15 protein-coding genes and 2 tRNA genes are annotated in these 11,834 nt (G+C 60.5%); 9 read left to right on the top strand and 8 right to left on the bottom strand.

The window, feature by feature from the left end; all coding sequences use genetic code 11:
• Positions 1-55: 55 nt before the first annotated feature.
• The 4 genes from GH665_RS05175 to GH665_RS39770 form a co-directional block, all read right to left on the bottom strand.
• Positions 56-340 carry a hypothetical protein gene (locus GH665_RS05175; protein ID WP_153134937.1) on the bottom strand — a complete coding sequence of 95 codons (285 nt, stop codon included), beginning with the start codon at positions 338-340 and terminating at the stop codon, positions 56-58.
• Complete coding sequence (locus GH665_RS05170; RefSeq protein WP_153134936.1) at positions 337-516, bottom strand: hypothetical protein; 180 nt, start codon at positions 514-516, stop codon at positions 337-339. Before GH665_RS05170 ends, GH665_RS05175 begins: the two co-directional genes overlap by 4 nt.
• Positions 517-603: 87 nt before the next feature.
• Positions 604-1,167, bottom strand: a complete 564-nt coding sequence (locus GH665_RS05165; RefSeq protein ID WP_153134935.1) for a suppressor of fused domain protein — start codon at positions 1,165-1,167, stop codon at positions 604-606.
• Position 1,168: 1 nt separating this feature from the next.
• On the bottom strand, positions 1,169-1,873 hold the full coding sequence (locus GH665_RS39770; protein ID WP_217361859.1) for a GH-E family nuclease: 705 nt from the start codon (positions 1,871-1,873) through the stop codon (positions 1,169-1,171).
• Between the two features lie 57 nt (positions 1,874-1,930).
• Here GH665_RS39770 and GH665_RS39765 point away from each other — a divergent pair, with 57 nt between their 5' ends.
• Positions 1,931-2,446, top strand: a complete 516-nt coding sequence (locus GH665_RS39765) for a hypothetical protein (protein ID WP_167530882.1) — start codon at positions 1,931-1,933, stop codon at positions 2,444-2,446.
• A gap of 6 nt (positions 2,447-2,452) precedes the next feature.
• Here GH665_RS39765 and GH665_RS05150 read toward each other — a convergent pair.
• Positions 2,453-2,529, bottom strand: a tRNA-Arg gene (locus tag GH665_RS05150).
• A 325-nt stretch (positions 2,530-2,854) separates the two neighbouring features.
• Positions 2,855-3,685 (bottom strand): undecaprenyl-diphosphate phosphatase, encoded by an 831-nt coding sequence (locus GH665_RS05145; protein WP_153134932.1) that lies wholly within the window; start codon positions 3,683-3,685, stop codon positions 2,855-2,857.
• A 667-nt stretch (positions 3,686-4,352) separates the two neighbouring features.
• Here GH665_RS05145 and GH665_RS05140 point away from each other — a divergent pair.
• From GH665_RS05140 to GH665_RS05130, 3 genes are all read left to right on the top strand, one after another.
• On the top strand, positions 4,353-5,285 hold the full coding sequence (locus GH665_RS05140; protein ID WP_153134931.1) for an aldose epimerase family protein: 933 nt from the start codon (positions 4,353-4,355) through the stop codon (positions 5,283-5,285).
• A gap of 183 nt (positions 5,286-5,468) precedes the next feature.
• Positions 5,469-6,188, top strand: coding sequence for a peptidoglycan DD-metalloendopeptidase family protein (locus tag GH665_RS05135; RefSeq protein WP_153134930.1), 720 nt, complete (start codon positions 5,469-5,471; stop codon positions 6,186-6,188).
• A 125-nt stretch (positions 6,189-6,313) separates the two neighbouring features.
• Positions 6,314-6,640 carry a hypothetical protein gene (locus GH665_RS05130; RefSeq protein ID WP_153134929.1) on the top strand — a complete coding sequence of 109 codons (327 nt, stop codon included), beginning with the start codon at positions 6,314-6,316 and terminating at the stop codon, positions 6,638-6,640.
• 37 nt (positions 6,641-6,677) lie between these two features.
• Here the strand turns inward: GH665_RS05130 and GH665_RS39020 are convergent, their stop codons facing one another.
• Complete coding sequence (locus tag GH665_RS39020; protein ID WP_153134928.1) at positions 6,678-6,833, bottom strand: hypothetical protein; 156 nt, start codon at positions 6,831-6,833, stop codon at positions 6,678-6,680.
• 665 nt (positions 6,834-7,498) lie between these two features.
• Entirely contained in the window at positions 7,499-8,227 is a 729-nt protein-coding gene (locus GH665_RS05120) for a pentapeptide repeat-containing protein (RefSeq protein ID WP_153134927.1), read from the bottom strand.
• Between the two features lie 108 nt (positions 8,228-8,335).
• Between GH665_RS05120 and GH665_RS05115 the strand changes: the two genes are divergently transcribed.
• The 5 genes from GH665_RS05115 (at position 8,336) to sixA (ending at position 11,670) form a co-directional block, all read left to right on the top strand.
• Complete coding sequence (locus GH665_RS05115) at positions 8,336-8,644, top strand: DUF2288 domain-containing protein (protein WP_153134926.1); 309 nt, start codon at positions 8,336-8,338, stop codon at positions 8,642-8,644.
• Positions 8,641-10,029: an MATE family efflux transporter gene (locus GH665_RS05110; protein ID WP_153134925.1), complete on the top strand. Its 1,389-nt coding sequence runs from the start codon at positions 8,641-8,643 to the stop codon at positions 10,027-10,029. The genes GH665_RS05115 and GH665_RS05110 overlap by 4 nt, the downstream gene beginning before the upstream one ends.
• 590 nt (positions 10,030-10,619) lie before the next feature.
• Positions 10,620-10,793: a hypothetical protein gene (locus tag GH665_RS38660; RefSeq protein WP_167530905.1), complete on the top strand. Its 174-nt coding sequence runs from the start codon at positions 10,620-10,622 to the stop codon at positions 10,791-10,793.
• A gap of 95 nt (positions 10,794-10,888) precedes the next feature.
• Positions 10,889-10,965 (top strand) — tRNA-Pro (locus tag GH665_RS05105).
• 246 nt (positions 10,966-11,211) lie between these two features.
• Positions 11,212-11,670, top strand: coding sequence for a phosphohistidine phosphatase SixA (sixA, locus tag GH665_RS05100; protein WP_153134924.1), 459 nt, complete (start codon positions 11,212-11,214; stop codon positions 11,668-11,670).
• The last annotated feature ends 164 nt before the right edge of the window (positions 11,671-11,834 follow it).

Here is an 11,834-nt window from a genome sequence, read left to right as displayed (position 1 = left end):
GCCTCGAGTGGCTGGGAAACAATGATCGAAACTGAACATGCCAAAACAGATCGAGCTATGCAGCAAATGAAAGATAGCCTAGAGCATTGATTGCGTCGTGCTCCCATTTGTCCCCACGCAGCGCTCGTGCTTGCGCGTCTCCGAGTAGTCGAGCACCCACGCCGATATACGCGCCTCTCTGTGGAGAGTTTGCTTCATTTTCACGATCCATTCGAGCGTTGTAGGCAATCGCTGGCTCAATTGACCAAGGCGTTGTTTTTTCGATCCTTCTGATAACAGCGGCGCGACTTGGCCATTCCCTGGCGACTCCCAAACGAGAAATATTGGCGAGATCAGTCATGATGTTTTCTTGGATACCCAGTGCGGGATACAACTGCCGCCGTTCGCCTCCAAAACGATTTGGGCGTCGGCCTGCACGGCAATACACATCACGATTTCCGTAAACACGTCTTCCACGATTTCGCCAGACATCTCGCCTGATGAAGCCCAGCGCAGTGCACGGTCGAACTGGCGCATCCTGTGTTCTCCGTCTACGGCATCACGCTTCCGGTGTCGCTTCAGGCGCCGGTGTGTCGCCAAGGAAGGATTCGTTTTTTCTAAGTCTCAACGCGTCACTGCGACTCTATTTAAATCAAGAAGGTCTGGATCTTGGGCCTCCAATAGTCCTTCAAAATAGTCGCTCCCTTTTTGCCTTGCGACCGAACTTTCATTTCCGATCAAAGGGACAAGCCAGGCAATAATGGTAGACGGCGACGACCCGCTGTAAAAATCTATGCCCGTTGGAAAGATAACCGGTGGGCATGTATAAATCGCGTCCGATATAACACCTGGAATTAATGGGGAACTCGGGCCTACTACGTCACCGCGAGCTAATGCGCAAGATTTCGAGCGCACATAGTCAGAAAAAGTAAGAAGGAACGATGCGATGGCATCGGCCGAATAGATGTCGTGCGCTGCGAACATCAGTTCCTGCCTTACCTGCCGATCGTTTGTCAAAGCAAGGACCGTATCACTTAATCCTATAGTTGCGTATGTAGATGCTCCGTCAAACGGTACATTTGAGAAGCGCGCAACCATTACGCTTGATTTTTCTTCTGATGTATCTTTACCTCCCCACCCTTGTTTGATGGTACCTAAGTACTTTTCAAAGTGATCAATGATAGTCATCCTACTGTCCTGTTGGTTTAGCGCCGCGTGAACGATTACAGCCCGGGCATTCCAATCGGGTGTCTTTATTGTACTCGTCGATAACTTCGCTTCTCGTCATATCTGAAGTATCTCGCGTGCTCCACGGTGGCTGATGGTCGACATCCCAGTCTCTCGGGCCTTGCCCCGGAGCGACGGCCACATCCCTCCCACATGTCGGACAGGCTTTGGTGTCAGGTTGTGAGCCGTCTGACGCCTTATCCCAGGCATCTTGGATCGTTTGTTTCCTAAAGCCCGATGGACGTGAGTTGACGGCAGTGAAGAAATAATCTACTAAATCCTTGGCCTGATCCGGAATGATAGCCGTGATCCAGTCGCCGACTGTCTTGGCATCCGGCAACGGTGAAATCAATGAACCTGGCTTAGTCGACGGATCTAGCTCCGTCGCCGGGTCAGCAATGACGCCGTCGCCCTTGCTGGCGGTTTCACCCTTGAACCCTGGAATCGGTGGTAGCCGGAATCCTGTGGTCGTTGTCAGCGAAACCTGATTATTCTCTACCTCAATCTTGCCTGCACCAGTCGCCGTCGCGGCATTTAAGCCCGACGTTGCAGCAATACCGGCGATCAGGCTCGTCACCAAATTGTCGCGCGCTTCGCGTTCCGACGCCGTCAGATTGCCTGCCGGTGCAAGCAGACTTCCGATCACGGAACTGGTCGCAGCACCCATTGCGCCTGCGCCGCAACTCTGGCCGCTGGCCGCTGCGCCTGCGCAGCCGACAATTGCGTGGAGCGCGGCACGTGCGTCTTCACTTTGAAGGTGGTCGGCGATTTGCTTGACCTGGTTTGCACCAAGCTCCTGCAGATATGCCACCGCCGCACTTTGCGCAAACTGGCCCATGCCGCCCGTTACGTTGCCTCCAGCAGCTACCGTGAGAGCTGTCAGAATCTGGCGATACGATCCGCCAGGCCCCCATTCGGCCGAAAGCTGGTCCGCCTGTTGCTGCGCCGCTGCGCGCTGGTCTGGCGTCAGGTTCGGATCATTGGCAGCTTTCTTCGCGGCATCCGCTTCCTTCGCACGGTTGCTGACAAACGTACCCGCCTGATTGATGAACTGGCTAGAGTCGCGATCTCGCCATCAACCCATGCTGCCGACGCGGAAGGGCTGATCGACTCAGTCAAGCCGACGGATAAAGTTTCGCGAGAGGCGCAAAGGGAAACTTCCGGGATACCGCAACGCGATGTCTACGAAGACCTGCGCACAATCCGGGTTGAAGTCCGCAGAAAAAGGATCACGCGTTGATTTTGGTGGTACGGCAGGAGGGACTCGAACCCCCCACCCTCGGCTTAGAAGGCCGATGCTCTATCCAGCTGAGCTACTGCCGTAATGAAGTGAGGCGATGCTACACGAACGTGTACAACATGCATCGCCCGCAATGGGAACCCGAATCGGGCATTGGAACCTGTGCAATATCGCTGCCACAGGCTCCTGTCACATACCGAAATTCTAACTGACCGGGCCGCAGACTGTGGAAATCCGCTCCGGCCCAGCGACCCCGAGTGCCGGGACATCGCAAAACAAACGGGCCCGGCGAGTTGAGCCGGGCCCGGATTATAACCGATCGCTTCTTGCTCGCTAGTAGCCCGCTAGTCGCGCATCAGCACTCAGCAGACAGCCGCACGCCTATCGGGCACGATCAATCGGCCGCAATCAGACCGGCTGCGGATGCAGCATAAACCAGCCGAGGAACACGATCCCCGCGATCACGCAATACACGCCGAACGAAGCCAGACGTCCGCGGCCTTCGAAATAACGCATCAGGAAACGCACGCTGAGATAGGCGGCGATTGCAGTCAGCACGCCGCCAAGCAATGCATCGGCGAGTTGGCCCGGCGCATGAAACAGTTTCGGCAATTCGAGTACGCCGGCCGCGAAGATAATCGGCGTGCCGAGCAGGAACGAGAACTCCGCAGCCTTCTCCGTCGTCAGGCCGGCCGCATTGCCGGCGATCATCGTCAGACCGCTGCGAGAGAAACCCGGAATCAACGCGCCAATCTGAGCGAGGCCGACAAAAAATGCCTGGCGGAAGGTCAGCTTCTCCGGCGGCTGATGCGCGCGCGAACGTTGCAGGCGATCGCCGAACCACAGCAGCACGCCGTTCACGATCAGCGCGATGGCGACGATGCGCAGATCGTGGAAAATCCGCTCGAGACGTTTCTCGAGGATCAACCCAACGAGACCCGCCGGAATCGTGCCGATGATGAGCGCCCACATCATGTGTGCGTTGTCGTTGGGACGGCCGCCGAGCGACGCGAAGAAGCCTCGCACCAACTCGCACCAACGCTTGCGGAAGTACCACAGCAGCGCGAAAGCCGTACCGAGGTGCAACGCGACGAGGAACGGCAGCAATTGCGGCGCATGCTTGTCGATATGCATACCGAACAATGCGGGCACAAGCAGCGTATGGCCGAGGCTGCTGACCGGGAACAGTTCGGTGACGCCTTGCAGCACGCTCAGGAAAATCAGAAACGACAGGTTCACGCGGCGGTCCTTGTAAGGAAAATGTCGGGGAACAGCGCGCCGCAATAGAAAGTCGACGGCGCGTCAAAAGCGCACCGATTATGCCTGGCTGCAAAGTCAGCGCCAAGCGTTTGGGCCACATTCGGGGAAATATTGACGCGCTGCGTCACAACTGGAAACCGTTGTTACGCCGCGGAAAAGAAACGGGCAAAGAAACGGGCGCCGCCGTCGGCCGCCCTGCCATCACGAGGCATTCAATGCGCTGGACGCGCCTGACTCACGCCGGGCTCATGTCGATAGCCCGGCAGAAAATGCGGCGGGCTACGACCGGATCAACGCTCGAGCTTATAGAAGAAGTAGACAGTGCTTGCCGCGAACATGCCGAACAGCGTCAGCCCCATTGCCATTGCCAGATCCATCACACCTCCTGAGCCGGTCTCGCCCGATCGTCAATGTTACCGGGCAGTCAACGGATTATCGGCAAGGTTGGGGCTTCCAGACCACCCGCAATTTCCCCAGAAGGGTTTCCCCGTAGCGCAAAGCAGCGCAGAATCGTCCCGTCGCGAGTTGCCGCGCAGCGCCGCCCGGACGTTCTCAACCTGCGTTCGAGTCACGCTCGCCCACATTTATCGCGCCGCCGAACCACCTTCAAACCACCCTCAACCCTTTATCAACCAGCCCACCGACCATGCCGCTCTCCCCGCAACAGGACATTCTCGAGATCGCCCAGGACACCTCCGTGCTCCGTTTCGCGCCGCAAGCCGGTGGCCGTCTTTTGTCGTGGACCATCGACGACAAAGAGGTGATCCATTGGCCCGAAAACGCCGACTGGAGCCAACCCGCGAGAATTCGTGGCGGCAACCCGCTGCTCTTCCCGTTTCTCGGCCGGCATCGTGTCGACGGCAAGATCGGTTACTGGCGTGACGCACAAGGCACGGTGCGCGCACTGCCGATGCACGGTTTTGCCCGCGATCTGCCTTTCGAAGCCCACGCGGACGTGAACGGCGCCGGCTTGCGCATGATCCTCACCGATAGCGACGCGACACGCGCCGGCTATCCGTTCGGTTTCCGCTTCGAGGCAATCTACCGGCTTGCCGATACGCATACGCTGGACGTCACGCTAAGCACGACCAACACCGGCAACACGCGGCTGCCCTATTACGCGGGTCATCACTTCTATTTCACGCTGCCGCACACGCAACGCGCCGAAACCTCGCTGGAACTGCCGCGCACCGAGCTGCGTTATCAGCAGGACGATGGCTCGATCAGTGCCGCCGAGCCGGGCGCGGCGCGCTACACGTTCGACGAGGCGCGCATTCAGGATCGCTTCCATTGTCTCGTCGGTGCGCCGGACCAACCCGTGCGCGTGGTCGCGCCAGGTCTGAACCGGCTCATCACGATCGATCTGCAACGGCCGGACTCGCTGCCCTGGTACGCGGTCACGACATGGACCGAAGCCGCGGATTCGGACTTCTACTGCGTCGAGCCGTGGCTGGGCCTGCCAGACGCGATCCACAACGGCATGGGGTTGCGCTGGCTCGAAGCAGGCCAAACCGAAACGGCAACGCTGCGTATCACCGTCAGCGAGAACGTCGCTGAGAACGCCGGCAAGCCGCGCTGATTGCAGGTTTTCCGCACTTTGCCACGTGCCGGATTACGCGGCATTCGCCGCGTAATCCGGTGTGCGCACCCGCCTCGACATCCGTTTTTCGGGTGCTGCAGCGCAAAACCGTTAGAATCGGACGCTTTGCACTTACCTGCCGCGTGATCAGGATCGGCGCGTGGCAGCGCTTTGCGAGGTCCAATGCTTAACACAACAAGAATGGTGAAACGGCTCGCCTGCGCGTCGTTGTTAGCGGTGCTCGCCGCCTGTGGGTCCGCTCCGGTGGGGCCTGGCTTTTATCGCGTCGAACGGGGCGATACGCTGTCCAAGATCGCGCGCAGCAACCGGCAATCGGTGCAAAGCATCGTGCGCTGGAACAATCTGACCAACCCGGACAGCATCGAGGTTGGCCAGGTGCTGCGCGTCGTGCCGCCGGGCAATGCTGCATCGTCCACGAGCGGCGCGGTGCGTAGCAGCGGCGCAGGTAGCGCGAGCGCTTCAACGGCGCCGCGCCCGGCGCCTGCCGATAGCTCGCCGTCGCCCGCGCCGGCTTCGACAATCTCGCTGGTGTGGCCGGCCGACGGCACGGTAATCCGGCGCTTCGACGGCGGCAATTCGAAGGGCATCGACATTTCGGCGGCAGCGGGCACCCCGGTGGTCGCCGCGGCGGCCGGCACGGTAGTCTATGCGGGTAACGGCTTGCGCGGTTATGGCAACCTGCTGATCATCAAGCACAATGCCGAGTATCTGACCGCCTACGCGCACAACCGCGTACTGCTGGTGAAAGAAGGGCAGTCCGTTGCGCGCGGCGAGAAAATCGCCGAAATGGGCGACACCGATACCGATCGTGTCATGCTGCACTTCGAATTGCGCTATCAGGGCCGCTCGATCGACCCGTCACGGGCCTTGCCGCCGCGCTAGCCTTCCGCGGCCTCAGGCACGCGCCCTGCACAGTCGAGGGAACCGGGCGCGCTGTAAAACGCTCAATCCTATGCACGACGTGGCCTCGCGCCACGTCTTTCCCCGTCATCTGTAAGGAATCTGCAATGAAGAGCGCACTCGCGTCATTAACGACGGCCGCGGCGATCAGCCTCGGTCTACTGACGCTCGGCAGCCTCGGCGGCTGCTCCAGCACCACCACGATGACCTACCTGCCGAGCGGCGACACGGGCTTTGCGATCAACTGCAGCGGCAGCGACGCGAGCGCCAGTTGGGCCGAGTGCTACAAGCGCGCCGGCGAGGTCTGCGGCAACTATGGCTACGACGTCATTTCGAAAGACGTCGACAACGGCGCTACCTCGGGCGGTACGGTCGGCGGAATTTTCGGAGCGAACGTCAAGAACCGCTCGATGGTGATTCGCTGCAAGCAGTGAAGGCGGGATAGAACGCAATAGTGACGGTGCTCCGACGCTAGCGCGAGCGGCGCCGCCAGCGTCCGGAACGCGGGTCGATGCGTGCGGCGAACGCGAACAGCAGGCCGAGCGCAATCGGCCAGATGCCAAAAAAGATGGTCAGCCAGGTCATGATCATTGAAAGCAAAGAGTAATTTTCAATGATCCGCGCCACGTGTGAATCCGTGGTGACGCCGGTTTGAAACGGCTGTGACCGGGCAGAAAAAAAAGCCCGGCACGAGGCCGGGCGAACGGGGGTTCGGCGCATATCGGCAAAGGACCGGTTCACCATGCGCCAAAACGGAATCTAACAACCTGCTTTTACAAGCGCAATCTATTAATTTCGCTGAAAATGTGACGCGGCGTACGGAATCCGCATTACGTGAAGGAAAATGTCGGAAATAAGCGGGGTAAATACCCTGATCCATTCCGGACGAAACCGCATGCAAACGGCCGTCAAAAAAAGCCATGCGTTGCCTGCAAGACCTTATGAATCAATCACCTGCCCGCACGCTATCGGAAAGGCCTGACGAAAGCCCTTGGGCCAATTCCCGCTAGCCCTGCCCAGTATGATCCGGACGCTTTATGCATTGCGAACCTTTAGTGCGCCAACGCACCATACTGACGTATTAGCGAATATCGGGCGATATGAATAAGAAGCCGCACTTCCGTCAACGTATTCGCGAACGGCGAATATATTAAAAGAATTGTCAGATCAACTGACAAATGCAAAGCTTAAAATCAGCCGCGATTAATGAATCGATAAATCGGATGATAGGCGCGAGTCGCCATTCGTTCAAGCTGGCCGAATGGCTAAACCCGGCCAACTCAAAATAGCGATCACATGACTCGCAGACCCAGTTCGGTCACGAGCACCGCCGCCTGCTGATGCGAAATCGTCGCGCCTTTGAAAAGCGCAGCATCGACGAGCCGCACGCCACTCAGGTCAGCCTCGCGCAGGTCCGCACCGTCAAAACGCGCACCTTTCAGATGCGCATCCTTCAGGCTGCCGCCGTCGAAGATCGCTTCGCGGAAATCGACACCGGCCAGATCGGCATCGGAGAAATCGAGTTGCTGCAGCGTGGCCTTGCGAAACGACAGACCGCGCAAATGCGCCCCTACCAGCAAGGTTTCGACGAAGCTCAAACCGAGCGCCGTACAGGCTTCGAAGTTGGCGCCAGTCAGCTTGCAACTGTGAAACGACGCCGAGGCAAGCTTGGTGCGCCGCCAACTGGTGTTGTTCAGGTCGCTCGACTGAAACGCCGCGTCGACCAGATCGGCCGACGCGAAATCCGCCTCGCGGCCACGACACCGGACCCAGCGGGTGTGGGACAGCATCGCGCCGAAAAATGACGTCTCGACAATCGTGCAGCGATGAAATTCGGCGCCGCGCAGATCGAGTCGCGACAGATCGGCGGCTTCGAAATCGCAATCCGTGAAATGGAGCGGCTCTTTAGTCCCCGCGGCGCTCGCGGCGATGAGGCGCTCCACGTCGGAGCGCGTGAGTGTGGCGCCGGCCAGCACGTGCGCTTGTGCGCCCGAAGCCGGCGCCGTTGAATCCAGTGACATGAAGGTTCAGAATGAATTTCGAAAGACCTCAAGCGTACCGGAACGCGCGCCGCCTTGGCGACCCGTGCCGATGGTTTATAGTAACGGCCCCGTCAGAACCCGCTTACGATGACTTCCAACGACGCCACTCATAGCCCGCTGTATGCCAAGCTGCTCGCCGAAACCGCCAAGATCGGCTGGGTCGAACTCGAACGCTTTTTTGCGCGCGGCATACTGCTGCGCGTTGCGCGCGATATCGATCTGGTGAGCGTCGCGGAGGCCATTGCCAGCGACGACACCACACAAGTCACGCAATGGCTGTCGGCCGGCCTCGTCGAGCGTGTGCAGGCGGAAACCGCCGCCGATTTCGCGGCGCGCGATCCCGATCTGTGGGCAGTGGTCGTCTCGCCATGGGTGTGCGTGCAGGAACGTAATTGAGCGACCCGGCGCAGGCCCCGAACGAAGCCCCCCTGGCGGGCGGCGCGGCCGCGGCGCCACCCGCGGTTCCGGTGCGCTGGCACCGCCGGGTGCTGACGCTGGCGTTCCCCATCGTCCTCGCCAATCTGACGCAGCCGATTCTCGGCGCGGTCGACACCGCGGTTGCCGGCCATCTGAACGGCGCCTCCTATCTTGGCGGCGTGGCCCTCGGCGGCCTGTTCTTCAACTTCGTGTTCTGGGGCTTCGGCTTCCTGCGCATGGGCACCACCGGTCTCGTCGCGCAAGCACACGGCGCGGGCGACCATACCGAATTGCGCAACACCGTCGTACGCGCACTGTTGCTCGCGGCAGTGATCGGTGCAGCGGTGCTTCTGCTGCAAATGCCGCTGATCGGCTACGCGTTGCGCGCGATCGGCGGCAGCGATGCAGTGCAACGCCACGCGCAAATCTACTGTCACGCGCGCATCTGGGCCGCGCCGCTCGCGCTCGGCAATTATGTGGCGCTCGGCTGGCTGCTCGGCACGCAGAAGGTTCGGCTCGCGCTACTCTCGCAGGTCTTCATCAACAGCGTGAATATCGCAGCGGTGCTGCTGTACGTGTACGTATTCGATTGGGGTGTGGCCGGCATCGGCGCGGCCACGGCCACGGCCGACGCGCTCGGCTTCGTCCTCAGCGCGGCATTGCTGTGGCACGGCAGACCGCGTGGCCTGCCTGCGCTGAACCGCGCCGCCCTGTTCGACGCTGCCGCGCTCAAGCGTCTGATCGTGCTGAATCGCGATATCTTTGTGCGCACGCTCTGCCTGCTTTCGTCGTTCGGCTGGTTCGCGCATCTCGGTGCGAGGCAGGGTGATGTCACGCTTGCCGCCAACGCGCTGCTGCTCAATTTTCAGACCTTCATGGCCTATGGACTCGACGGCTTCGCACACGCTGCCGAAGCGCTGGTAGGCGCTGCGATCGGCGCGCGCGACCGGCACGCTTTCGCGCAGGCCATCAGGGTGACGGCGCTGTGGTCCGCCCTCGGCGCACTGGGCTTCTCGCTGGTGTACTGGGGTGCGGGATCATGGATCATCGGCGGCCTGACCAATCAGGCAGCGGTGCGTGCCACGGCCGAGACTTATCTGCCGTGGGCCGCGCTGTTGCCGGTGATCTCCGTCTGGGGGTTTCTGCTCGACGGCGTGTTCATCGGCGCCACGCGCACGCATGAACTGATGACGTCGATGGTGGTGTCGTTTGCGGTGTTCGTCGTGGCTTCGTGGGCCTTGCTGGCGCTATACGGCAATCACGGTTTGTGGGCCGCCATGCTGATCTTCATGGCGGCGCGCGGCCTCACGCTTGCGCGCTTCCTGCCCGGCGTTGTACGTGGCATGGCAGGCGTCGCCGCATGACCTTTGCTGCAGCGTCCGGCGTGCCGACGGTGCATGGTTTTGTCTTAGGAACGCGCACGTCGTGCTCGATCCGCCACGGATGAACGGCACGCTATGCGTTCATTCCCGCAGCGCCGTACACGGTTACTTACGGCTTGAAACAAGCGCACACATATCGCGCGCGCACCGCGCCCTAGAATAACTGCAGCCCGCGCTCTCCGCGCAAACAGTCTGCGCGGGTCAGAAGCACCGGCGTGCCCGCGCCGGCGCTTCGCTTTTGTTACCAGTAGGCGCTCAGGGCGCTGGCGCTATCACAGGCGGGCGGTCGTCGGTAGGTACGCCGTGGTAATCGACGGGATCTTTCGGCGGCGGGCCGCCATGATGCCCGGAAGCATCGTTGGCACAGCCGGCGAGTCCGGCGGTCAGCATCAACGCAAACAATAAAACGCGGTTCATAGACTCTCGATACAGAATGACGATAACGGCAATGAAGCGCCGAGAGTCTACCTGCAATTCGCATTCGACGAAGTCGCCGTAAGCAGTCTCCCACCTCCCATTTTGTTACGCGTGACCTACTATAAAGGCACAGTTGCGTGTCATAGGAGACTGCCATGGACGCTGAATCGATCGCAGGTCTGATCGGACTTGCAATAGGTCTGCTCGTGCTGCTTGCCCTGTCGATTTTCGAAGCGAGGACCTACAGGCGCGAACACGACGGCGAAGGCTTACTGCACCACTGGATCGCGCACCAGCACATGCCGCACTGGATGCGCCGCCGGCATTGAGAGGACAAACTTCGTCGACGGTTAGGCCTTTTTTCACTCCGACGCAATTCGTGGTTGACTCTGGCACCTAATGCCACGTAGAATCTCGGATTCGTCGGAGCGTAGCGCAGCCTGGTAGCGCATCTGATTTGGGATCAGAGGGTCGAAGGTTCGAATCCTTTCGCTCCGACCACGAAAAAAGCAGTACGAAACCCGCGTCGCCTCCGGCTTCGCGGGTTTTTGCTTTTTGGCGTCCGGTACCCAGGGGCGATTGCTTTGCTGCCTCATGCTCACCTCCTTATAGGCGCCGTCGGCGGCATACGCCCGCACCGATACTCCTCACCCGCGCCACCGCCTTGCGCCCTCACGAGCGCGCATGCGACAGTGATTGATATCCGGCGCCGCTATTCACGCCGCAACCAGCGTCAAGGAGACACGCATGAATCTGATTCTCTGGCGTCACGCCGAAGCCGAAGATTTCGCCCCGAGCGATCTCGCCCGTGCGCTGACCACGAAGGGCCGCAAACAGGCGCAAAACGTCGCCAAATGGCTACGCACCCGCCTGCCCGACGATGCCATCGTCCTCGCGAGTCCCGCCGTGCGTACCGTCCAGACCGCGGAAACCTTGAGCGATCAGTATCGCGTGGTGCGCGAACTCGCGCCCAACGCCAGCGCGGACGACGTGCTCACGGCCGCCGGCTGGTCAAAAGGCATTGCGCCGACCGTTGTGATCGTCGGCCATCAACCGACCCTCGGCCATGTTGCGGCGCGTCTGCTCGGCAACAGCGAAGCGAGCTGGCCGCTGAAGAAAGCCGGCCTGTGGTGGATCGAAAGCCGAGAACGCGACGGCGACGACCAAGCCGTGCTGCGCGCGGCGATGAGCCCGGATCTGGTCTAGGCCGGTCGCGCGGAAACAACACATACCGCGAACACGGCCCGCGCGGCCCACGACATTACAAGCCGCGCGCACGCAGCTTACGGGCCGTCACCTAATCGTCATGGCTTTGCCATGCGAGCGTCACCAGGCGTTACTACATTGGCGAAAAAAGAAATCTCCCTCTT

Origin of the sequence: Paraburkholderia agricolaris, assembly GCF_009455635.1 — a bacterium.
Lineage (GTDB): Bacteria > Pseudomonadota > Gammaproteobacteria > Burkholderiales > Burkholderiaceae > Paraburkholderia > Paraburkholderia agricolaris.
This window is presented reverse-complemented; position numbering and strand designations above follow the sequence as displayed.